Raw genomic sequence first — 22,911 nt, 5'->3', positions numbered from 1 at the left:
TTTTATGACAGCAACAGAACGCTTTCAGGATCTTCCTCTCGAAGAAGTTTTAGGGGACAGATTTGGACGATACAGTAAATACATTATTCAGGAGCGGGCTCTTCCTGACGCAAGGGATGGACTGAAGCCTGTTCAAAGACGAATTCTTTATGCCATGCATATGGAAGGAAACACGCATGAAAAAGGCTTTCGTAAATCCGCTAAAACCGTCGGGAATGTAATAGGTAATTATCATCCTCACGGAGATTCGTCTGTGTATGATGCGATGGTTCGGATGAGCCAGTCATGGAAAGTGCGTAACCGTCTTGTGGAGATGCACGGTAATAACGGAAGTATTGATGGTGATCCTGCGGCAGCAATGCGATATACAGAGGCAAGGCTGTCAGCGATCTCAGGGGAACTGCTCCGCGATATAGATGCTGAGACCGTTGATCATATTCCAAACTTCGATGATACTTCTGAAGAGCCTGTTGTTCTGCCGGCACGTTATCCAAACCTGCTGGTGAATGGGTCTACAGGAATTTCAGCCGGGTATGCCACTGAAATTCCGCCACATCATTTAGGTGAGGTCATTGATGCTGCCGTCATGCGCATCGAAGATCCGTCTTGTACAGTGGATGATCTGATGAAAGTCATCAAAGGTCCGGATTTTCCTACAGGCGGTATTATTCAGGGTGTTGAAGGGATCAGAAACGCCTATGAAACAGGAAAAGGTAAAATTGTCATTCGCGGAAAAGTTGATATTGAAGATATCCGCGGCGGTAAACAGCAGCTGGTCATTACAGAAATTCCTTACGAGGTCAACAAAGCCGTTCTCGTTAAAAAAATGGATGAGTTCCGTGCAGATCGTAAAGTTGAAGGAATTGCAGAAGTCCGGGATGAAACAGACAGAACCGGATTGCGGATTGTTATCGAGCTGAAAAAAGAGGCAGATGCAACAGGCGTACTCAACTTCCTATATAAAAATTCAGATCTGCAGGTACATTACAACTTTAATATGGTTGCTATTTATAATAAACGCCCTATGCTGATGGGGCTGAACAGCCTTCTTGATGCTTATATCGAGCACCAGAAGGAAGTTGTTACCAGAAGAACGAAATTCGACTATGATAAAGCACAGAAAAGAAAACATATCGTTGAAGGTCTGATAAAAGCTTTATCCGTTCTTGACGAAGTAATTGAGGCCATCAGAGCTTCCAAGGACAAAAAAGATGCGAAGGAGAACATCAAGCGGCTGTTTGATTTCACAGAAGCACAGGCAGAGGCCATTGTGTCCTTACAGCTTTACCGCTTAACAAACACAGATGTGACGGCGCTTCAAAAAGAAGCTGAAGAACTGGATGCGAAAGTGGAACAGCTGCAGGCTATTTTAAATAATGAAACAAAGCTGCTGTCAGTCATTAAGAAAGAATTAAGAGGCATACAGAAGCAGTACAAAAATGACCGGTTATCTGTGATTGAAGATGTCATCGAAGATATTAAGATTAATATGGAAGTGCTCATAGCCAGTGAAGATGTCATTGCATCGGTTACGGCTGACGGCTATATTAAACGGACATCACTGCGATCTTATTCTGCATCTAACGGTAAGGATTTTGCCATGAAGGAATCAGACAGAATGCTTGGGCTGTTTAACATCAATACGACTGAATCCATTTTGCTGTTCACAAATAAAGGTAACTATATTCACTATCCGGTCCATCTGCTGCCGGAAATCCGCTGGAAGGATCTCGGTCAACACGTATCATCACTCGTGACGCTTGAAAAGGATGAGCAGCTTGTGCGCGTAATTCCGGTAAATGATTTCAGCGGTGAAAAGTATCTGACGTTCATTACACGAAATGGCATGCTGAAAAAATCAGAACTCTCACTTTATAACGCTCAGCGAACAGCGAGAGCACTCGTTGCTTTAAATGTTAAAAAAGGTGATGAGCTTCTTGATGTTTTCGTAACTGACGGAACAAAAGAAATACTTCTTGCCACGTCACTTGGTTACGGTCTGCGATTCCATGAATCTGAAGCTGCACCAATTGGTCAGCGTGCAGCCGGTGTGAAAGGAATCAACCTGAAGGATGGCGACGAAGTCATCGGAGGACAGATTGTATCAGAGGAATCTCAGCTGATTGTGATGACACAGCGCGGATCTGTAAAGAAAATGTCAGTGTCAGAATTCGAGCTGAGCGGCAGGGCGAAAAGAGGACTGGTCATGCTGAGGGAACTGAAAAGTAATCCTCACCGGATCGTCGGTATCCTTGCCGTTGAGAACAAATCAGATATTGCTGTTTCAGCAGAAACAGAAAAGTTAGAGCGGTTTGCAATTAATCCTGCCTCACTCAGAGTAAATGACCGATATTCAAACGGCTCCTTTGTCATTGATGAACAGAAGAGCGGTAAGGTCACGAGGATCTGGTTTGAATTGAATACGGAAGAGGTTTAATAAAATCATCATACAGGGAATGGAAGAGGGTACCGCTTTCTTCCATTCTATTTATTTTTTAAAGGGGGTCATTAAAATGTTGGAAACATTATTATTTGTGAATGCGATTGACAGTTTTGCCACGACTGTAAATGGCTTTTTATGGGACTACATATTAATCGTCGTACTGATCGGCTGCGGGTTGTTCTTTACGATTAAGAGCGGCTTTCTACAGTTTACTTCACTCGGAGACATGCTGAAGCTTTTGACTGAAAAGTCCACGATTTCATCAGAAGGAAGACGGGGAATTTCATCCTTTAAAGCTTTTACGATCTCTACAGCTTCACGTGTAGGAACAGGAAACCTTGCAGGGGTAGCCACTGCTATCGCACTTGGCGGACCAGGGGCGGTTTTCTGGATGTGGGTCATTGCCCTTGTCGGTGCTGCTTCTGCTTTTGTGGAGTCAACACTGGCCCAGGTTTATAAAGTGAAAGATAAGGAAGGTTTCCGTGGAGGACCTGCCTATTATATGGAAAAAGGATTAAATGCGAGATGGTTGGGTATCATTTTTGCCATTATTATTTCAATTACATTTGGTCTCGTTTTTAATTCAGTTCAGTCCAATACAATTTCACTTGCGCTTGAGGGATCATTCGGCTGGAACCGTTCCATTGTAGGGCTTGTACTAGTTGTGCTCACAGCAGCTGTTATTTTCGGAGGGGTTAAACGGGTTGCGGCGGTGACGAGCATCGTTGTTCCGGTTATGGCCATCTTGTATATTCTACTTGCACTTTTTATTCTTTTTACCAATCTTGATAAAGTATTTCCGATGTTCCAGATCATTTTCAGTAACGCTTTTGGTTTCACCGAAGTCGTTTCCGGCGGAATCGGTGCAGCCATTCTGAACGGGGTAAAGCGCGGTTTGTTCTCAAATGAAGCCGGTATGGGTAGTGCTCCTAATGCTGCTGCAACCGCTTCTGTTACACACCCTGCCAAACAGGGTCTGATCCAGTCACTTGGTGTGTTTGTTGATACGCTCGTTATTTGTACCGCAACTGCTCTGATTATCATTATGTCAGGAGAATACTTAAACGGCAGTGACGGCATTCAGCTCACTCAGGATGCCCTTGCATTCCATGTAGGCAGCTGGGCAGGAACATTTGTCAGTATCGCAATTTTCCTTTTTGCCTTCAGTTCGATTGTAGGTAACTATTATTACGGTGAAACAAATATTGAGTTTATTAAGTACAGCCCGGTTTATAAGAACCTTTACCGGATCATCGTAGTTGCGATGGTTTATTTCGGGGCTGTTCAGGAGTTTGGAGTTGTCTGGAATCTTGCAGACGTTTCAATGGGAACGATGGCACTGATCAACCTTATTGCGATATCATTGCTCTCACCTTTAGCCTTTAAAGTACTAAATGATTATAAGAAGCAGAAACGTCAGGGAATTGATCCTGTGTTTTATAAAAATAGAATAGAAGGTCTGAAAAATACCGAGTGCTGGGATGACGGGCCGCTTGAAAAGTAATAAAAAAGAGATGCCGATTTTCTTGTGGCATCTCTTTTTTATTATGTCATCATTCTGCTGTATCCAAGCAGATTATCCGGGTCTTTGAATGAATGTCCGATTCCATCTTCTGCAGTGCCTTCAAGTTCCATCTCTTCAGGCTCTTCGGCTTCATCAGGGCTGGTTTGCATCTGCATTTGCGGATTTTGCTCCAGTAATTCCTGAATAAATGGAGAGAGACCAGGGTTTGGTGGAATATCATTAATGGATGCCTCTAAAAATGGAGCGGCAACGTCAAAAAATGAGTTGGCGATTGAAACATATCCTTCCTGATTCGGGTGAACGTCTGTCGGATTTGGCAAATAAGCTGTTCCTGCAGCATTAAATTCTTCTGCTACTGGAACAAAGGTTAGCCCTCTTGATTCAGCTTCGTTCTGGATAATGGTATTCACGGTTTCAAGGACTTTTCTTACGCCTTCCTGCTGTTTTTCCTTTACATGCGGATAAGGGAAGTAGTATCCAATTGCATAAATATCGGCATCAGGATTCAATTCCTGAATGGTATCAAGAATCTCACCATATTCTATTCTCATATTATTGAGCGCAAAGTTGGCAGTCAGCTGATTGTAGCTTACGGTCTGACCGAGATCATCTTGCTGAACTAGACCAAGGACGTTATTGGCTCCTGCTGACAGCGTAATCATCGTAGCCTGTGAAACGCTATTACGGACCTCCTCATTATCAAAAAGTTCCAGCACATTAGACGTCGTAAACCCTGGAACGGCAAAGTCCTTTGAGAATGCAGCAAGAAGACCGGACTGCCCGAGCTCTGCCGCGATGATATCTGTATACCCTGAGTCGACCGATTCGTTTGGTGTGACTCCTGCCGCAACCGAGTCTCCAAGCGCTATATATACCTCAGGAGAAGTAATTTCTGCTTTTGTCTGAACCGGATATGCGTATAGAGAAGCAGTTAACACGATGCAGGCTGCTAATATCTTTGTTTTTTTCATAAAGATACACTCCGTTCAATCTTGCAATTTATAACCTTATTTACTATCGTAGAATCAACGATCCGTTTGGGTGCCACGATCAGTCAGTTGCTGCTCATCATTAATGATCCTTTCAATAACGACAAGATCATCACGGCTGACAACTGGATCAGAGCGATGCCAATCTACATAACGGACAAAATATTTATTTCTTATTCTTGAGAGAAACACAGTAGAGTGGGGGATTTCTTCAAAATAAGCCCGAATCCGGCCCCGCCCTGCGTAGCTCCATCTTGTTAGATTCATCATATCACCATCTTTACTTTAACACGAACATGCGTGCGCGGCCAATGATAGTTAATATAACAGGAGGATGATCAGATTGAGTAAGCTTTTTTTCGTATATGGAACTTTAAGAAAACATGGTACCGCTCACAATTTAATAATCAATGAAACTTTACTGGCTTCACAGGCGAAAACGTCAGGAAAGCTTTATCTAGGTGATCACCTGGATCCGGTGCTGGTTCCTTCAGAGAATCAGACCTCATACGGGGAACTATATGAAGTGATGGATAAGAAAGCTGATCACATAATAAAATGGATGAACAGAACAGGAAAAGTTGAAAAGATCAAAGTAATGACTGATCATTTAGGAGAAGTGGATGCTTTTACCCAGGTGGATGACGGTTCACATCAGAAGGCGGAAGAAGTCAGGTTTAATGACTGGCTTGTACACCTTGAACTCGACCGCCCTGTTCATTATTACTATGCGTATGGTTCCTGTATGGATAATGAACGTTTTAAACTGGCCTCAGTTGATCATCTGTTTATAAATAAAATTGGCGGTGGTGTGACAGACAGGCTTGAAATGAATTACAGTTTAACCGTTCACGACGGAGGGCGTGCGAATATAGTAGAAACCGGTCAGCCTGGTGAGGGTGTGTTATATAAAGTGAATCAGGAAGCCCTTGCTTATTTATTTGAGCGGGAGGGGGTTCACACGGGTATGTATCGCCCGGTGATGATTGATGTCCGAGTTGGTGATCGAACTTATGAGAAAAGCATCTCCTTTATTGTCATTAATCCGTCTGAAGAGCTTGCCCCACCACTTCATTACGCGACAGAAATTATCAGAGGATCAAAAAATGTCGTCAGCGATGAATATCATAAAAAGCTCGTTCAGGATTTAAAAGAAAAATTTAATGTAACGATTGAATAAACAGCTATGAGTTTGCGGATCCCTGTTATACAGGGGTCCGCTTTTATCATGTTCCTAAAATGTAAATACCTCAAATTTTACGATCTGGACATCTAAAACCGCAAATTCACTCATTATTAAAAAATACAGCCCTCTGATAACGCTTTCACTCCCGTTAACTGACTGTAACTCACTACTTCCCCGATTACTCTTGATGAAAAATCCCTACGTGTTACGATAATACTCGTGATTAAAACAGAGCGAACAAAACAGCGAACACAAAATGACTAATGAATGAATTGAAGGAGATGGGACGTTTATGTCATCAGATATCAGAGTAGCCTTTATAGGGGCAGGAAACATGGCAGAAGCAATGATTTCAGGGATCGTGCAGACAGGCACGCTTGAGCCTCACCAGGTAACGGCTACAAACAGAAGTAATGAAGACCGTCTATTTGAGCTTCACAACCGATACGGCATTCAGGGCATCGTGAGGGATAAAGTACAGCTTTCAGCCTATGATGTCATCATTTTAGCGATGAAGCCAAAAGATGCTGAACAATCATTGTTATCCATTAAAGATTCTATTCAACCAAATCAGGTTGTAATGAGCGTACTTGCAGGGATTTCAACGGAATTTATGGAACAGCATCTAAATGAAGGACAGCAGGTCATCAGAGTGATGCCGAATACGTCGAGTATGCTGAGAGAATCAGCCACTGCCATCTCACCAGGAGAAAACGTGACGATGAAAAACGTCAAGCTTGCCAAAAGCCTGCTGGCATCAATCGGTGAGGTATATGTGATTGATGAAGATCAAATGGATCTGTTTACAGGCATTGCGGGAAGTGGACCTGCTTATTTCTATTATTTGATGGAACACATTGAAAAAACGGCACATGAAAACGGGATGGATGTAAAACAGGCCCGTGAAATTGGTGCCCAGACGATTTTAGGCGCTGCAAAAATGATGATTGAGCGTGATGAAACACCTACTGAGCTCAGACAAAATGTAACGTCGCCAAATGGTACAACCGCAGCGGGACTGAATGCACTGGAAGAAAGCGGTGGAGGAAACGCCATTAAAGCAGCGATTGAAGGTGCTATGAACAGGTCTAAGGAAATTACAGAACAAATGGCTAAAGCAACGGTGCAGTAATCACCGTTCATAGATAGAGAAATACTAATCAGGAGTGATAGCATGACATCGGACAGTCAAAAAAGAGTTGTAATTAAAATCGGAAGCAGTTCTTTAACAAGTTCATCAGGAGATATCAGCAGAAGAAAAATTCAGCGGATTACAGATCAGGTTGCAGAATTAAAGGATGACGGGCACGAAGTCGTTCTCGTTTCATCCGGAGCGGTTGCAGCCGGCTACCGTACACTCGGTTTCGTTAACCGTCCATCATCCCTGCCTGAAAAGCAGGCGGCAGCTGCGATTGGACAGGGAAGATTAATCGAAACCTACTCTGAATTATTCTCATCTCATGGATACGCTGCTTCACAAATTTTAATTACGCGCAGTGATTTCTCCGATGAGACGCGCTATAACAATGTTAGAAACACAATTAATGTGTTACTGGAACGTGGAATCGTACCAATCGTTAACGAGAACGACACGGTCACAACGGATCGGCTCCGTTTTGGAGATAATGATACGCTTTCTGCCAAAGTAGCAGGTCTTGTGGATTCAGATCAGTTAATTATTCTGTCTGACATTGATGGTCTGTATAATGATGACCCACGTAAGAACCCGGAGGCAGAGTTATTACCGGAAGTAACAGAAATCACACAGGATATTGAGGATATGGCTGGAGAACCCGGTTCCGCAGTCGGGACAGGAGGTATGCGCTCTAAAATTGATGCCTTTAAAATCTCAATGGCATCTGGTATACCTTCTTTCCTAGGTAAAGCAGGTGTCCCGAATATTCTGGTGGACGCTGTATATGAAACGGCACGCGGAACTTACTTTGGTGTAACTGAACTGGACATTAACCTTGATCACAAGCGTCAATGGATTGCCTTCAATTCAGGTCCTGAGGGAGAAATCCTGATTGAAGAAGATGCTAAAGAAACCATCGTTAATGAAAAAGGCAACTTACTTCCAAGCCAGATTTATCAGATCAACGGCTACTTTAAGAAAGGTAGCGTGGTCCGGATTCTGGATACGAAAAAAAATAAGCTTGGATTAGGGATTGTAAATTATTCATCTGCGGATCTTGAAAACTTTCAGATGAATGAAACTGAGGAAGCGGAAGCAGCGGTTCACAATGATTCCTTTGTTTGCGAACTTGAAGTGGCGATCCCGATCGGCGTATAAACAACAATAACAATCATGATAAAACCCCAAAAATTAAAAGGAGTGGTTTGGTGACTACAGTCATCGAAAAGACAAATGTTAAAGAACAGGCAAAGCTTGCACAAAAAGCGTCAAAGGAACTTGGTCTTTTAACTACAGAAGAAAAAAATGCTGCATTAAATGTGATCGCTGATCATCTGGAAGCACGCAGCCATGATATTTTAACTGCTAACGAAGCAGATCTGAAAAATGGCCGTGAAGCAGGCTACGATTCTGCTTATATGGATCGTCTGGCACTGGATCAGGATCGTGTAAAAGACTTTGCTGACGGACTGAGACAAGTGGCAAAGCTTGAGGATCCTGCTGGTGAGGTGACGGATGAGTGGACACTTGATAACGGATTAAATGTCCAGACCGTCCGTGTGCCATTAGGTGTAATCGGTATGATTTATGAAGCGCGTCCAAACGTAACAGCCGATGCAACCGGTCTCGCTTTAAAATCAGGAAATGCGATCGTTTTAAAAGGCGGTTCATCAGCGATTAATTCTAATCGTAAAATTGTAGAAGTTATCAAAGATGCACTCAGAAATACAGTGATTTCTGCTGATGCCGTCCAATTTATCGACAGCACAGATCGTTCAGCTACTCAGGAACTCTTTACAATGAAAGAGCATATTGATGTTCTGATCCCTCGTGGTGGGGGTAAACTGATCCAGGCAGTTGTTAACAATGCGACCGTTCCGGTACTTGAGACAGGCGTAGGTAACTGTCACATTTATATTGATGAGCATGCCGATGCCAAAAAAGCATTTGCAATTCTTGTCAATGCCAAAACAGATCGTCCTGCAGTGTGTAATGCAGCGGAAACAGTGATTATTCACGAAGCGTTTCTTGCAAAGCATAAGGATGAGCTGATTGATGTATTAAATGAAAATAACATTTCGGTTTATGGTGATCAACAAGCAGTTGAATTGATTCCTGATGCACATGCTGCAGAAGAAGATCACTGGGCCAATGAGTTTTTAAGTCTTGATATTGCCATGAAGGTAGTTTCTGATGTGGATGAAGCGATTGCTCATATCGATGAGTATGGAACGAAGCATTCAGAGGCGATTGTGACTGAAGATGAAAAAACGGCAAAGCGCTTTAAAGGAATGGTTGATGCAGCAGCGATTTACCAGAATGCCTCTACACGTTTCACAGACGGCAGTGCCTTAGGCTTTGGTGCAGAGATTGGAATCTCTACGCAGAAGCTGCATGCAAGAGGACCTATGGGGTTACCTGCGTTAACGACAATCAAATATGTGATGACCGGTGATGGTCAAGTAAGATAAAAAAAGCAGCCATTTGGCTGCTTTTTTTGCGGGAACCGGACGTGTGACCCGTCCGGTTTTTTGACTAATTTAATCCCGGATCTTTTTCCGTGTTCTGATGTCCGGAAGAGGTTGCACGGAATTTTAGTTCGAAAAACTTTTTTGTCAGCTTTGGCAGTGGTCCGTCAAATAGTTTTTCTCTCCAGTACAGGTCTGCTGCTTTTTGAAGTGCGCCTGCCTTGATCGGATAGGAGTAGACCATCCGTGATAGGCTGCCGACTTTCTTTTTGTTTTTCATGGCAAATACAGCAAGCTGCATCCATTCTCCAGCTTCTGTTCCGGCGGCATGCGCACCGATAATGTAGCCTTTTTTGTCTGTTATCAGCTTAACAAATCCTCTTGATTCGTGTGCGGTAACAAAACGGTCTACTTCGTCAAGGTGAGCTCTGTAGACTTTGTATTCGATTCCGGCTTCTTCAGCCTCCTGCTCAGTTTTTCCGAGGTGGAAGACTTCAGGAGTCGTAAAGGTTACCCATGGTGTCGTTGAATGATCAAGTGAATTCCTCAAGCCGAAGAGAACATTTGAAACAACGGTTTTCGCTTCTTCACCCGCCGCATGTGTAAACGGCAGCGTATTGATCGTATCACCAACCGCAAAAATATGGGATCTTGAAGTCCGGAAGGAAGAATCCGTTTTTATAAACCCTTTTACTGCCTCAACGCCTGCTTTAGATAACGCAAGAGCGTCTATGGCCGGCTTTCTTCCCGCTGCTACAAGCAGGGTATCAACTTTTACTGTCTCAGTACCGGAACCTTTTGCCACTGTAAGTTCAAACTCATTATTTTTATAGCTTACCTGTTTAACAGTTGTATTTAGCTCAATTGTAAACTCGTTTTTTAATTCATTTTGCATAAAACGAGTAATATCGCGGTCTTCTTTTATGAAGATTTGACCGGCTCCTTCGAAAACCGTCACGTCTGATCCAAGGCGGGAGAACGCCTGAGCCATTTCCAGACCAATTGTTCCTCCTCCGATTACCCCGAGCCGCTTTGGCAGGGAGGGGAGGTCGAAAATGGTTTCATTCGTCACAAACGGGCTTTCTTTAAGTCCTTCAATGGGCGGAATGACTGGCTGGGATCCTGTTGCAATGACAATCTTTTCTCCATAGATTGTTTCACCGTTGCCGATTTTAATTTCATGGCTCGATTCAAATGATGCGCCGCCGAAGTAAATATCAACACCCATATCTGTGAATCGTTTTGTGTTGTCGTGTTCCTGTATTGTATTTCTTGCGCTGTTCACTCTGTTTTTTACCTGTTCAAAATTCAGATCACCATTCACGGTGAATCCAAGCTCTTCAGCTGTTGTGAACATTCCGCTTACCATATTGGCCGTTTTAATTAACGCTTTTGACGGCACGCATCCGAAATGGAGACAATCACCACCGAGTGAATCTTTTTTTTCAATCAGCGCTGTTTTTGCTCCGAGTGATGCAACGCCTGACGCAACAGTCATACCTGCTGCACCGCCACCAATTACAACAACCTGATACCGTTCCATTAAATCTCCTCCATATACAATTCAGTGATTTTCTGCATCCGTTTTTTATTAACTCCCATATCCGAATAGCCGGTTCTTGAGGCTGAACGGAAATGAACAACCTGGTTTTCATCATCAAATAAGAAATCAATATCGTCCTTGAATCTGAAAAAAGATGATGTTTCGATCGCATAAATCATATTTTCAGATTCATTTTTGATCGTTATCTTTTCGTTCGCATGCAGGATTTTTTTCAATCTTGCTTTTGAATCTTCCTTACTACCTCTGTAAGGCAGCGGCTCCATTTTTTTATCTGACTGATCTGTTTGGGTTGATACGTTGTTCGGTTTACTTGAGATCGGCAGCAGCCGTCCGTTTTCGAGTCTGTTTTTCATTTATTTCACTCCTGTATCTGGTCTGTTTGGAGGGAAAATGTACCCTCTCTGCTGAACGACGGGTAAATCAAATAGTGAATAAGCTGCACCTGACAGATTTTTTGGAACAATGTAGGTTATTTCCTCTGTCCGGTCCCCGATCCGGATTGTAAAAGTGTAACTCATGTCTTCAATAAATCCGTTTTTCGGTATATGTTCGATTTCAACCACATATTGCGGTTTTAATTCTCCGAGGCTTCGTCTCTCCTCAGCTTCTGACAGCGTCCGGTTATAGGCTTTTATGGAGCCTTTAGCTGTATATTCAATCCCGGTAATAATCTCATCAGACTGATTAATAAAACAAACGCTGTAGCGGTAATGTTCATACTCATAAGCCCGTGTGTCCAATATAGCTAAAAACCATGGTTCATTCATCATGTTATATGCTCCTTGTCCCGTCTCTGCATCTTCATTGTTTACCCGATATAAATACCACGCTAAACGGGTGCAAACAAAAAAACCGATCCATGCCGGTTTTTAAGTGAAGAAGTAATCCCGATAGAGCACAATAACTGCGGCCAGAGATACTGCTGTATAGACGATACTTGTCCATTCAATGGTTTTTGGATAGAACACTTTCTTTTGTTCTTTCAGCTGTACCGTCATCAATCCTGTTTCAACAGGCGCACGGTTAGCCTTTGCGTAATTACCCGGTGATGTAAAAAACCGGACAACGACAATTCCAATGATTCCTGCGAGCAGGGAAATTTCTATAAATCCTGTATTCAACAACAGCATTAACAAGATATTTAACAAGCCGATTCCAGCTGCAGTTGCTACGATATTCATTATTTTGACCAAAATGTTCACTCCTATGTATTAATGTAATTATCATCTCATAACGGAATATGAGTTTCCAGTATGATCATGGACCGTGAATGTAACCGTTTACTTGTAATTATTCAGAAAAAATCAGGGAATTGGGTTGTCACTAGTCTGCTGCAACGCTATAATTGTCCGTATATCAAAAACAAATGTCTTTTTAAAAAGAACAGAGACGTGTGAAAGCAGGTGCAGGATTATGACAAAAGAGATTAACATCGGAATGCTTGGGTTTGGAACTGTAGGCAGTGGGGTTGCCACAATGATCCGGGAAAATGAGCAGCAGCTGTCACAAAAGCTCGGAGCAAAAGTGAAAATTAAAAAAATTGCGGTGAGAGACCTGGATAAGCACCGGGCCGCCGATTTAAATGGAAGTATTTTAACAACAGATATTAATGAAGTATTGGAAGATTCGAATATTGATGTCATTGTGGAGGTTATGGGTGGTATTGAAGGTGCACATGAAGCAATTGAACAGGCGTTGAAGTCTAAAAAAGCAGTTGTCACAGCGAATAAAGATTTGATGGCTCTTCACGGGCATAAGCTGCTGAAGCTTGCAGGTGACAATGCAACGGATCTTTATTATGAAGCGAGTGTGGCGGGCGGAATCCCGATTATCAGAACATTAGAAGATGGCCTTGCTTCTGACAGAATATCCACGATCATGGGTATCGTAAACGGAACGACAAATTACATTTTGACAAAGATGAAAGAAGAAAATTGGTCATATGATGAAGCATTGAAGAAGGCACAGGAACTAGGCTTTGCAGAAAGTGATCCAACCTCTGATGTAGAAGGTCTTGATGCGGCAAGAAAAATGGCGATACTCGCAACGCTCGCATTTTCAATGGAAGTCTTCCTCGATGATGTGGAAGTACGAGGGATGACGTCTATTACAACAGAGGATATGGAACTTGCAGAACAGTTCGGATATCACGTGAAGATGCTTGGATATGCTGAGCGGGATGAGGATGGTGTAGAAGTAGGGGTAGAGCCTGTATTTTTAAAGTCATCCCATCCGATGGCGTCTGTAAGAAATGAATATAATGCGGTTTATGTCTATGGCGATGCTGTGGGAGAAACGATGTTTTACGGACCTGGAGCAGGATCGATGCCAACTGCAACCTCTGTTGTATCAGACGTGATCGCTGCCTGCAGAAATTTACTGCTCGGTGTAGCCGGGAGCAGAAACATTGACTATGTAAACGAAAGAAAGCTGAAATCTCAGGACCAACAGAAAGCACAGTTTTTCCATAGACTGCTCGTGAAAGATGAAGTTGGTGTATTTTCAGAGCTTACGTCTATTTACGGACGATACGGAGCGAGTCTCGGATCCATCATCCAGCGTCCCGGAGAAAAAACAGGTGAAGCTGAAGTCATTCTGATCACGCACCCTGTATCCAGGAAAAATCATAATGGTATTATTGATGAATTAAACCAATCGTCATTTGTCCAAAAAATCATCAGCCAGTACCGTGTAGAAGGAGGAGAACCGAGATGAGATGGAAAGGCTTAATCAGCACATATAAAGAATGGCTTCCAGTTACGGATCAAACACCGGAATTAAGCCTGAACGAAGGCAATACACCTCTTGTACATCTCGAAAATCTTTCAGCAGAATGGGGAATCAACCTTTACGTAAAGTTAGAAGGGGCAAACCCGACCGGATCTTTCAAAGACAGAGGAATGGTGATGGCAGTTGCTAAAGCGAAGGAGGCTGGCAGTAAAGCCATTATCTGCGCATCCACAGGTAACACTTCTGCGGCAGCAGCAGCTTATGGCGCCAGAGCCGGCCTCAGATCCATCGTGGTGATCCCAGAAGGTAAAATTGCCCTCGGGAAGCTAGCACAGGCACGTATGTATGGAGCGGAAATTATTGAAATAGAAGGGAACTTTGATGAGGCACTGAAAATCGTAAAACAAATCAGCGAGACAGAGGATATCACATTAGTGAATTCCGTTAACCCTTACCGCCTGGATGGACAGAAAACAGCAGCATTTGAAATTATTGACCAGCTGGAAGGTGTACCGGATATCTTAGCGCTGCCTGTCGGAAATGCGGGTAACATTTCTGCCTACTGGAAAGGCTTTACTGAATATCAGCAGAAAAACGGTGGCGAGCGGCCATCACTTCTGGGTGCACAGGCTTCAGGTGCCGCGCCAATCGTCCATAACCGTATTTTTGAAAAGCCGGAAACGATTGCGACAGCCATCAGGATTGGTCACCCGGCCAGCTGGGATCTTGCTCTGAAAGCTCTCAAAGAGTCAAATGGACACATTTTAGAGGTGACAGATGAAGAAATTCTGGAAGCTTACCAGCTTATCGCAAAGAGAGAAGGTATCTTCGCAGAGCCAGCATCTTGTGCATCGATCGCCGGTGTCATTAAACGGTTAAAGCAGGGAGAAATAGAGAAAGGTTCGACGATCGCAGCTGTCTTAACCGGTAATGGATTGAAAGATCCGGAGACGGCGATCAAGGTTTCTGACCTCGAACCGAAGAAGATGAAAGCTGATTTTGAAGCGATTCGTGATGAGTTAAAGGGAGGGGTAAAATTGTGAGCTTTAAGCCCTTTTCAGTCGTTGCACCCGCTTCAACAGCCAACCTCGGACCCGGATATGATTCACTGGGGCTCGCTCTGCCCATTTACCAGACAGTAAAAATCGAGCCTTCAGACAGCTGGAGAGTGGAATATGTTCAGCCAGAGCATCAGACATTGCCGGGAGATGAAAAAAATCTGATTATAAAAACGGTCAGGCACGTTGAGAAAAAATTCAACAAAACCTGTCCCCCTGCAAAGTTAATGGTTGAGTCCGATATTCCACTATCAAGAGGACTGGGGAGCAGCGCGGCTGCGATCAGCTCCGGGATTTCCATTGCCGATCAGCTGCTGAATCTGTCATTGTCCCAGGAGGAAAAAATTTATCTCGCATGTGAGATGGAAGGACACCCTGATAACGTTTCGGCAAGTATAGCAGGAGGCTTTACCGTTTCCCGATACGCAAATGGAAATCTGGACACTATTTCGGTACCGGTAAACGGATTCTCAGTCATTGTACTCGTTCCACTTACAACGCTCGAGACGAAAGAATCAAGAGAAGTGATTCCAAAAATATTGGATCACCGTGACGCAGCGATGAGCAGCGCAGCCGGAAACGTCCTGGTTGCTTCTCTTCTGACAGGGGACTTTGATAAAGCTGGGAGGGCTATGATGGTTGATAAATTTCATGAACCGCACAGAAGCAGGTTTTTCCCGGATCTTCCTGACATTAAAAAAACAGCACTGGCAGAAGGTGCGTTTGCTGTAACAATCAGCGGTGCAGGCCCTTCCATTGCTGTATATGCTGAAAATGTGAGTGCCGGACATGTTGCGTCTGAGCTTGAAAATAAATTTAAGTCTTATACAATACACAACCTTTTACCAAGTGATAAAGGGACTGTATTATACGAAAAAAATGAGAACCACCTGTTTGCATAACAGGTGGTTTTTTGTCGGGTTAAACAGGGAAGAGGCTTAATAATTGTTACATAAAGAAGGAGAGGTGTCCTGATGTTTTCGGGGAAATTGAATATAAGGAAGTCCCTGCAGGTTACGATCCCGATTGCCATTATACTTGCCGGAATCTGGATCTTTATTGAGTTATCGGAGGAGCTGCTTGAAAATGAGCTGGCCGGATTTGATAACAGTATTATTAATGTGGTACAGGCACCTATAAGCCCGGGGCTCACAACTGTCGCCACGTGGGTCACGCACGGTGCTGATGTGATAACGATTAGCGTGATCAGTATCATAACGATCATCATACTGTCATTAAAAAGGCAGTTTGATCTCGCTGTTTTTGTGGCCGTTGTTAATGCACTTGGTGGTGCGTTTAACTGGCTGTTAAAAAATGCATTTACACGTGAAAGGCCGACGCTTGAAGTTTTAATTGAGCAGGGTGGTTACAGCTATCCGAGCGGTCACGCGATGGGTGCGATGATTTTATACGGATCTCTTGCAGCGGTTTTAATCATTGTGTTGAACAACCCTGCAAAAGGGCTGATCATTGTCTCTACAGCTGTCATTGTACTACTTGTGGGTACGAGCCGCGTTTACCTCGGCGTCCATTTTCCATCAGACGTGCTTGCCGGGTTTGCAGCAGGTGCATCATGGCTTTTTGTCTGTATAAGTCTCTTATTTCTTTACAAGCTAAGGAAAAAGAAACAAAGGAGTGATTGATATGGATTTTTCAACGATACAAAAAGGTGGCCAGCCTGCACAGCATCAAAAAAAGCAGCCTGGAGAAACGGGACTGATGAATCCGAAACCGGTGTATAATAATGATCACTATAAAGGAAGCGGAAAGCTAACGGGAAAAACCGCTCTTATTACCGGAGGGGACAGTGGGATTGGAAAAGCTGTAGCCATTGCTTTTGCAAAAGAAGGAGCTAACCTTTCGATTGTCTATCTGGATGAACATGAAGACGCAAAAGAGACCAAAATGGAAGTGGAAGCATACGGTGTGAAGTGCCTGTTATTGAGTGGCGATTGCGGAAATGAGGAGTTTTGCAAGCTTTCTGTATCCAACACTGTTAAAGAATTTGGCGGAATCGATGTTCTTGTTAATAACGCAGCCGAACAGCACCCTCAACAGTCGATTTTGGATATCACTACTGCACAGCTTGAAAAAACGTTTAAAACGAATGTATTCTCCATGTTTCATTATGTGAAAGCGGCTATCCCACACATGAAAAGAGGAAGCTCAATCATCAATACAAGTTCAGTTACTGCTTATAAAGGGAATGAACTATTGATTGATTACTCTTCAACGAAAGGCGCAATTACAGCTTTTACACGTTCCCTGGCAATGTCCCTTATCAAGGATGGAATCAGAGTGAACGCAGTTGCACCGGGACCAATCTGGACACCTCTCATCCCATCTACGTTTGAAGCAGATAAGGTTGGAGAATTCGGGGCAGACACCCCAATGGGAAGACCGGGTCAGCCAGCAGAACTTGCACCTTCATATGTCCTGCTGGCATCAGAGGACAGCAGTTACATGACCGGTGAGACAATTCATATTAATGGCGGCGTATTCAGGTCAAGTTAATGGTTTAATTGCTTTCATGTTCTGAAAACATTTATTAACATGTAAAAGCCCCCTTGCATTGCAAGGGGGCTTTTACTTTTAATAGTCGTCGTCAACAAATTCCCAACCGTCTTCACGGTATTCAGCAAGCTCCTGAACTTCATCTTCCTTAAGTCCGGTTGTGAGCAACTGACCGGTTCTGACTTTTGTTTCCTCCCGATTGACCTCTCTGGCTTGTTCATCTCGGTTTCGTTTCATCACATCCACCTCCATGAAACTGTCCTCCAAAGAAAGAGGAGCAGAATTTGTTTTTTCACGACAAGTATATCACATTTTTAATGTTTTATGCATGGTTACTCTGTGTCAAGGAGACCGTCAGAAGACTGTGCTTTCTGGGATTTCTTTTTGTTTTTCTCACTTTTTTTATCTGATTTTAAATCTTCCATCGGAACAGGATCTGTATGCTGTTCGTCCTGATGACGGTCAAGAATATTTTTCTTTGAACTGTTCAGCTGATCAGGCTGATCATGATGCTTTTTATCTGAATTATCCATAGCATCCACCTCCTGCCATTACATTTCCCAGAATATGATATTTGAAACATACTTAGTAGCAACTCCGAAATATGATGTTTAAAGAATGACATTTAAGGTAATAAACATACTATGAAAATATAGGAGGTCATCATATGGGATTAAAAAGATATGCTTTACTAGGACTTGGCGCAGCAGGGTACGCTTATTTTAAAAAGAAAGAAAACCGCGAGAAGGCGAAGCTAGCATTTGATGATTCAAAAGTTAAAGTAAGCCAGGCGATCGATCAGGCGAAACAGTCATATTACGATTACAAAAATAAAGATCAGGAAACGCATCAGCATGAAGATGAAAAAATGATGTCAGAAGGTGCTCAGACATCTGTACAGTATTATAATGAACAGCAGGAGCAACTTGACGAGATAGAAAAGGGCTCCACTGAAAACAAAACTCAATTATAATGCTTTTGTGATCATATTAACAAGCGTTTAAGCATATAAATAATAAGACGATGAAGGCAATTCTGCAAAATTGCCTTTTTTCGTGTATAATAAAGATAGTCATGTACGATAATGATTGGTAGAAAAACATTACAAGATCCCTTTTTATCCATACCGTGATAAAACCGATCCTGTAAATGAAAGGGGACAAACCGTGATGTTTCAACGAAAACCTGCTGAAGAAGTACAAAAGGAAGCTACAGACGTTTGGGAATGCTCTTCGGATAGCTGTAACGTCTGGATGAGGGATAATTTCTCTGCCAGAGGAGAAGAAACTTATCAATGCCCTGTGTGCGGCAGCAAGATGGAAAAAGGGAGCCGCGATCTTGAAATCGTGCCAAACCCACAGAATTTCTAATATCTGATAAGAGAAGAAGCCTTTCTGCTTGCAGGAGGGCTTTATTTTCTTTTCAAAGGTACGTACATGTGATACGATAATGTTACTAAAAGAATAGAAAGAGGTTCGCGACCATCCCTCTATAAAAAACTAGGACATATGCAGGAACACACCTGCTTTTTTTAGTGATTTCGTGAACACTCTTACTTCTTTTCAGGCGTAAGCCTTACAAAGGAGAGGAGCTTTTTTTATGGATAAAAATAATAAAGCGATTGTCGTTTTCAGTGGTGGACAGGACAGTACAACGTGTCTTTTCTGGGCACTCGAAAAGTTCGATGAAGTAGAAGCCGTGACGTTTAAATATGGTCAGCGACATGAAAATGAAATTGTGTGCGCTGAAAAAATTGCTGAGGAGCTTGGCGTAAAGCATCATGTCTTGGATATGAGCCTTTTAAATCAGCTGGCGCCATCAGCATTGACCAGGGACGAGGAGATTGTAGAAAAAGAAGGGGAGCTTCCTTCAACCTTTGTCCCCGGCCGAAATCTTCTGTTCCTATCATTTGCAGCTGTTCTGGCAAAACAGCGTCATGCAAGACACCTTGTTACAGGCGTCTGTGAAACGGATTTCAGTGGTTATCCGGACTGCCGTGACATTTTTATAAAGTCATTAAATGTTACAGTAAACCTGTCCATGGAAGAAAATTTTGTGATTCACACACCTCTGATGTGGCTTGATAAAAAGGAAACGTGGGCGCTTGCTGATCAGCTCGGACGGTTTGACTATATCCGAACAAAAACGCTGACGTGCTATAACGGAGTCCAGGGTGATGGGTGCGGCGATTGTCCTGCCTGCAGATTACGTTTAAATGGTATGACTGAATATTTACATGAGAAGGAGGGGCAAAAATGATTCAGCAAATTTATCCCGCTCCCCATCATGAATACAGTTACGAATTAAACAAGGATTTTCATTTTTCTGCCGCTCATTCTATTCCTTCTGAAGAAGCAGGAAAATGCCAATATGTACATGGTCATACGTATTTTGTGAATATTACGATAGCTGGAGATGAACTTGATCACACAGGATTTCTGATAAATTTTAAAACGATTAAACAGCTTGTTCATGACCGGTTTGATCACAAAATTCTCAATGAAGACCCTGCATTCTCTGAAACGGACAGCGATCGTTTTCCTACTACAGAGGCTGCAGCAAGAATTATCTGGGAATCAATAGAAGCCTATTTACAGACAACTGAAAACAAACCGACATGTCTTCAGGTATTTTTGCGTGAAACACCTACTAGCTATGTCGTTTACCGTCCAAAAAAGAAGGGGATTACGTCATGACACAGAGAGAAAGAAAGTTCCCTGTTTTAGAAATTTTCGGTCCGACTGTTCAGGGTGAAGGAATGGTCATCGGACAAAAAACGATGTTTGTCCGTACAGCAGGCTGTGATTACAGCTGCTCCTGGTGTGATTCCGCATTTACGTGGGATGGAAGCGCAAAGGACGAAATCAGACAGTTAACCGCACTTGATATTTTTAATGAACTGAAAAAAACCGGTGGAGATCATTTTAATCACGTAACGATCTCAGGTGGGAACCCTGCATTGCTGAAGCACCTGTCAGAACTTGTTCAATTGCTTCATGAGAATAACATGCAGGTAGCGCTCGAAACACAGGGGTCTATCTGGCAGGATTGGTTTTTATCGATTGATGACCTTACGTTGTCTCCGAAGCCACCGAGCTCAGGTATGAAGCCGAACCTGCCCATTCTGGATGATATTGTGTCAAAACTGATTGCAGGAAAGAGTGATTTTTCCTTGAAAGTCGTCATTTTTGATGATGAAGATCTTGCATTTGCTGAAATGCTGCACCAAAGATATCCTGATGTACCTTTTTATCTGCAGACAGGAAATGATCAGGTTCATGAGCAAAAGGACGAAAAGCTCATTCCAAACCTGATTGCGCGTTATGAATGGCTGATTGATAAGGTAATGGTTAACAGTAAATTGAATCAGGTAAGAGTGCTTCCTCAGCTTCATACGTATGTATGGGGCAATAAGAGAGGAGTGTAAGGTGTTTTTCGGCATTATACTTCTTGTGATCTGTATCCTGACGTTTCTGTTTCAGCTGAGAATTGAGCATGAAAAGAGGAATGTCATTATTCTGTTTCTCAGTCTAGCCGGCGGTATGGTTGGTTTGTGGTTTGTATTCGACTGGCTGATGTTCAGTTTATAATTTAAAAAAGTTCAACCGTCTAAAAAACGGTTGAACTTTTTTGTTATTTGGAGGTTTTGCTCCAGTGTTCCTGTATAAATTCATCACGACCGGATTTTTCACGGTCTTCTTTGTATTCTTCAGGATTTTTCTTGTAAAAGTCCTGGTGATAATCTTCTGCCGAATAAAATTCAGCAGCCGGTACGATCGGCGTAATGACCGGCTTTTTATACCGTCCGCTATTGGCAAGCGCCTGTTTCGAGGCTTCTGCTTTTACCCGCTGATCTTCGTTATGATAAAAGATACTTGCGCGGTAGGAAGGACCGCGGTCCTGAAACTGACCTTCATCATCTGTAGGGTCTACCTGCTGCCAGTAGATTTCAAGCAGCTGATCATAAGGAAAAACATCAGGATCGAATGTGATCTCAACAGCTTCCTGATGGCCGGATTCACCGGTTTTAACATCCTTATAGGTTGGATTTTTAACATGTCCGCCAGTATAACCCGAAATGACTTTCTCAATCCCGTCGTACTGGTCAAACGGTTTTACCATACACCAGAAGCATCCTCCGGCAAATGTTGCTTTTTCTAATGCCATTCTGATCAACCTTTCCTTTATAATGTTCCTCTCATTCTATCATCACCACAATCCCGTTTCATAATGAAAATGATTGATTTATTTAAAAAAGAAGAGTAAAGTGTAACGAATGATAGATGATAAACGACAAATCTATCAGAAACTACTTTTATTTTTCCAGGAGGCATTATGGAAACAAGAGTAAAAAGACGAAAACGAAAATTAAAAAAAGGCAGAGTTTTGATGGCCTTTATTCTTTTATTTATATTAGTGTCCGGCGGTTTTGCGGGCACTCAATACTGGTTGGGTCTACAGGCTTCAAAAGGGGCACAGCCTTTTGAAACGGACTATTCAGATTCTTTTAACGGTCAAAAGACGGCTGACGGTAAAACGAACATCCTGCTTATTGGTGTTGACAGCAGAGGGGAAGAGCAGTCCCGTTCTGATACGATGATGATTGCCCAGTGGGATGGAGAGACAGATACCATTAAGCTCGTTTCTCTAATGAGAGATATTTACACGGAGATCCCGGAATATGGAGGATATAAGCTTAATACAGCTTATTACCTTGGGGGTCCTGAGCTTCTGAGACAAACGGTTAAAGAGAACTTTGACATTGACGTGGAACATTATATGCTCGTTGATTTTAAAGCCTTTGAAAGCGTCGTGGATGCCATGGCACCGGATGGTATCGAAATTGATGTTGAAAAGGATATGTCAGAAAAAATTGGCGTCAGCCTGACTGAAGGCGTTCATAAGCTGAACGGACAGGAGCTTCTCGGCTACGCCAGATTCCGTGCTGACAGTGAAGGAGACTTTGGCCGCGTAAGAAGACAGCAGCAGGTTATTGAAGCTGTAAAAGACCACGCAGTCAGTGTCAGTGGAGTCATGAAAGCGCCAAAAATGATGGGTACAGCACAGCCTTATATTCAGACCAGCATGTCGAGTGCAAAAGGGATTGAATTGCTGTCACGTATTTTAATCAGTGGCGGTGGAGAAATTGAAAGGAAAACGATCCCTGTGGAAGGCTCCTACACAACACCAACGTATGAAGGGGCAGGTTCAGTACTTGAACTTGACTGGGAGACAAACAGGCAGGAATTAAAGGATTTTCTTGGTGAATAACAAATAAGAGACCCCATCCGGCAGTTAC

The 22,911-nt window shown here is 42.9% G+C and carries 27 protein-coding genes and 1 riboswitch; of the genes, 18 read left to right on the top strand and 9 right to left on the bottom strand.

Annotated elements, in window-relative coordinates:
* Positions 1-4 precede the first annotated feature (4 nt).
* Together parC and E2491_RS00835 are read left to right on the top strand one after the other, a co-directional pair.
* Positions 5-2,437, top strand: a complete 2,433-nt coding sequence (gene parC, locus E2491_RS00840; protein WP_134371572.1) for a DNA topoisomerase IV subunit A — start codon at positions 5-7, stop codon at positions 2,435-2,437.
* Between the two features lie 97 nt (positions 2,438-2,534).
* Positions 2,535-3,947, top strand: coding sequence for an alanine/glycine:cation symporter family protein (locus E2491_RS00835; protein WP_134372248.1), 1,413 nt, complete (start codon positions 2,535-2,537; stop codon positions 3,945-3,947).
* Positions 3,948-3,988: 41 nt separating this feature from the next.
* Here E2491_RS00835 and E2491_RS00830 read toward each other — a convergent pair whose 3' ends face one another.
* Together E2491_RS00830 and E2491_RS00825 are read right to left on the bottom strand one after the other, a co-directional pair.
* Positions 3,989-4,939 (bottom strand): GDSL-type esterase/lipase family protein, encoded by a 951-nt coding sequence (locus tag E2491_RS00830; protein WP_134371570.1) that lies wholly within the window; start codon positions 4,937-4,939, stop codon positions 3,989-3,991.
* Positions 4,940-4,993: 54 nt separating this feature from the next.
* Complete coding sequence (locus E2491_RS00825) at positions 4,994-5,227, bottom strand: hypothetical protein (RefSeq protein WP_134371568.1); 234 nt, start codon at positions 5,225-5,227, stop codon at positions 4,994-4,996.
* 73 nt (positions 5,228-5,300) lie between these two features.
* Between E2491_RS00825 and E2491_RS00820 the strand changes: the two genes are divergently transcribed.
* The 4 genes from E2491_RS00820 (at position 5,301) to E2491_RS00805 (ending at position 9,749) form a co-directional block, all read left to right on the top strand.
* A complete protein-coding gene (locus E2491_RS00820; protein ID WP_166805756.1) occupies positions 5,301-6,137 on the top strand; it encodes a gamma-glutamylcyclotransferase in 837 nt (278 codons plus the stop codon).
* A gap of 298 nt (positions 6,138-6,435) precedes the next feature.
* Positions 6,436-7,275 (top strand): pyrroline-5-carboxylate reductase, encoded by an 840-nt coding sequence (gene proC, locus E2491_RS00815; protein WP_134371564.1) that lies wholly within the window; start codon positions 6,436-6,438, stop codon positions 7,273-7,275.
* Positions 7,276-7,317: 42 nt separating this feature from the next.
* Positions 7,318-8,436 (top strand): glutamate 5-kinase, encoded by a 1,119-nt coding sequence (gene proB / locus E2491_RS00810; RefSeq protein ID WP_134371562.1) that lies wholly within the window; start codon positions 7,318-7,320, stop codon positions 8,434-8,436.
* Between the two features lie 50 nt (positions 8,437-8,486).
* Complete coding sequence (locus E2491_RS00805) at positions 8,487-9,749, top strand: glutamate-5-semialdehyde dehydrogenase (RefSeq protein ID WP_134371560.1); 1,263 nt, start codon at positions 8,487-8,489, stop codon at positions 9,747-9,749.
* Positions 9,750-9,813: 64 nt separating this feature from the next.
* Here E2491_RS00805 and E2491_RS00800 read toward each other — a convergent pair whose 3' ends face one another.
* From E2491_RS00800 to E2491_RS00785, 4 genes are all read right to left on the bottom strand, one after another.
* Complete coding sequence (locus tag E2491_RS00800; protein WP_134371558.1) at positions 9,814-11,289, bottom strand: dihydrolipoyl dehydrogenase family protein; 1,476 nt, start codon at positions 11,287-11,289, stop codon at positions 9,814-9,816.
* Positions 11,289-11,663 (bottom strand): DUF1499 domain-containing protein, encoded by a 375-nt coding sequence (locus tag E2491_RS00795; RefSeq protein WP_134371556.1) that lies wholly within the window; start codon positions 11,661-11,663, stop codon positions 11,289-11,291. Before E2491_RS00795 ends, E2491_RS00800 begins: the two co-directional genes overlap by 1 nt.
* Complete coding sequence (locus E2491_RS00790; protein ID WP_134371554.1) at positions 11,664-12,080, bottom strand: hypothetical protein; 417 nt, start codon at positions 12,078-12,080, stop codon at positions 11,664-11,666.
* A 99-nt stretch (positions 12,081-12,179) separates the two neighbouring features.
* Positions 12,180-12,503, bottom strand: coding sequence for a hypothetical protein (locus E2491_RS00785; RefSeq protein ID WP_134371552.1), 324 nt, complete (start codon positions 12,501-12,503; stop codon positions 12,180-12,182).
* 220 nt (positions 12,504-12,723) lie between these two features.
* Here E2491_RS00785 and E2491_RS00780 point away from each other — a divergent pair, with 220 nt between their 5' ends.
* The 5 genes from E2491_RS00780 to E2491_RS00760 all read left to right on the top strand — a co-directional run bounded on the left by E2491_RS00780 (position 12,724) and on the right by E2491_RS00760 (position 17,612).
* Complete coding sequence (locus tag E2491_RS00780; protein WP_134371550.1) at positions 12,724-14,025, top strand: homoserine dehydrogenase; 1,302 nt, start codon at positions 12,724-12,726, stop codon at positions 14,023-14,025.
* Entirely contained in the window at positions 14,022-15,083 is a 1,062-nt protein-coding gene (gene thrC / locus E2491_RS00775; protein WP_134371548.1) for a threonine synthase, read from the top strand. The genes E2491_RS00780 and thrC overlap by 4 nt, the downstream gene beginning before the upstream one ends.
* Positions 15,080-16,000: a homoserine kinase gene (thrB, locus tag E2491_RS00770; RefSeq protein WP_166805755.1), complete on the top strand. Its 921-nt coding sequence runs from the start codon at positions 15,080-15,082 to the stop codon at positions 15,998-16,000. Before thrC ends, thrB begins: the two co-directional genes overlap by 4 nt.
* A gap of 72 nt (positions 16,001-16,072) precedes the next feature.
* Positions 16,073-16,741, top strand: a complete 669-nt coding sequence (locus tag E2491_RS00765) for a phosphatase PAP2 family protein (protein WP_134371544.1) — start codon at positions 16,073-16,075, stop codon at positions 16,739-16,741.
* Position 16,742: 1 nt separating this feature from the next.
* Positions 16,743-17,612 carry an SDR family oxidoreductase gene (locus tag E2491_RS00760; protein WP_134371542.1) on the top strand — a complete coding sequence of 290 codons (870 nt, stop codon included), beginning with the start codon at positions 16,743-16,745 and terminating at the stop codon, positions 17,610-17,612.
* A 78-nt stretch (positions 17,613-17,690) separates the two neighbouring features.
* Here the strand turns inward: E2491_RS00760 and E2491_RS17410 are convergent, their stop codons facing one another.
* Together E2491_RS17410 and E2491_RS00755 are read right to left on the bottom strand one after the other, a co-directional pair.
* Complete coding sequence (locus E2491_RS17410; RefSeq protein WP_166805754.1) at positions 17,691-17,849, bottom strand: hypothetical protein; 159 nt, start codon at positions 17,847-17,849, stop codon at positions 17,691-17,693.
* Positions 17,850-17,944: 95 nt separating this feature from the next.
* On the bottom strand, positions 17,945-18,145 hold the full coding sequence (locus E2491_RS00755; RefSeq protein WP_134371540.1) for a hypothetical protein: 201 nt from the start codon (positions 18,143-18,145) through the stop codon (positions 17,945-17,947).
* A 134-nt stretch (positions 18,146-18,279) separates the two neighbouring features.
* Here E2491_RS00755 and E2491_RS00750 point away from each other — a divergent pair, with 134 nt between their 5' ends.
* The 6 genes from E2491_RS00750 to E2491_RS17405 all read left to right on the top strand — a co-directional run bounded on the left by E2491_RS00750 (position 18,280) and on the right by E2491_RS17405 (position 21,202).
* Positions 18,280-18,585: a hypothetical protein gene (locus E2491_RS00750; protein WP_134371538.1), complete on the top strand. Its 306-nt coding sequence runs from the start codon at positions 18,280-18,282 to the stop codon at positions 18,583-18,585.
* A gap of 196 nt (positions 18,586-18,781) precedes the next feature.
* The gene (locus tag E2491_RS00745; protein ID WP_227395406.1) at positions 18,782-18,982 is read left to right on the top strand and encodes a cold-inducible protein YdjO-related protein; all 201 of its coding nucleotides are present in this window, start codon (positions 18,782-18,784) and stop codon (positions 18,980-18,982) included.
* A gap of 94 nt (positions 18,983-19,076) precedes the next feature.
* A riboswitch (PreQ1 riboswitch) is annotated at positions 19,077-19,121 on the top strand.
* A gap of 90 nt (positions 19,122-19,211) precedes the next feature.
* A complete protein-coding gene (gene queC, locus E2491_RS00740; RefSeq protein ID WP_134371534.1) occupies positions 19,212-19,871 on the top strand; it encodes a 7-cyano-7-deazaguanine synthase QueC in 660 nt (219 codons plus the stop codon).
* The gene (gene queD / locus E2491_RS00735) at positions 19,868-20,308 is read left to right on the top strand and encodes a 6-carboxytetrahydropterin synthase QueD (protein ID WP_134371532.1); all 441 of its coding nucleotides are present in this window, start codon (positions 19,868-19,870) and stop codon (positions 20,306-20,308) included. The genes queC and queD overlap by 4 nt, the downstream gene beginning before the upstream one ends.
* Positions 20,305-21,039 carry a 7-carboxy-7-deazaguanine synthase QueE gene (gene queE, locus E2491_RS00730; protein ID WP_134371530.1) on the top strand — a complete coding sequence of 245 codons (735 nt, stop codon included), beginning with the start codon at positions 20,305-20,307 and terminating at the stop codon, positions 21,037-21,039. Before queD ends, queE begins: the two co-directional genes overlap by 4 nt.
* Position 21,040: 1 nt before the next feature.
* Positions 21,041-21,202, top strand: coding sequence for a hypothetical protein (locus E2491_RS17405; protein WP_166805753.1), 162 nt, complete (start codon positions 21,041-21,043; stop codon positions 21,200-21,202).
* Between the two features lie 43 nt (positions 21,203-21,245).
* Here the strand turns inward: E2491_RS17405 and msrA are convergent, their stop codons facing one another.
* Complete coding sequence (gene msrA / locus E2491_RS00725; protein ID WP_134371528.1) at positions 21,246-21,779, bottom strand: peptide-methionine (S)-S-oxide reductase MsrA; 534 nt, start codon at positions 21,777-21,779, stop codon at positions 21,246-21,248.
* Between the two features lie 168 nt (positions 21,780-21,947).
* Here msrA and E2491_RS00720 point away from each other — a divergent pair, with 168 nt between their 5' ends.
* Positions 21,948-22,883, top strand: coding sequence for an LCP family protein (locus E2491_RS00720; protein ID WP_134371526.1), 936 nt, complete (start codon positions 21,948-21,950; stop codon positions 22,881-22,883).
* Positions 22,884-22,911: the final 28 nt, after the last annotated feature.

The sequence above is a fragment of the Jeotgalibacillus sp. R-1-5s-1 genome (genome assembly GCF_004405105.1).
Lineage (GTDB): Bacteria > Bacillota > Bacilli > Bacillales > Jeotgalibacillaceae > Jeotgalibacillus.
This window is presented reverse-complemented; position numbering and strand designations above follow the sequence as displayed.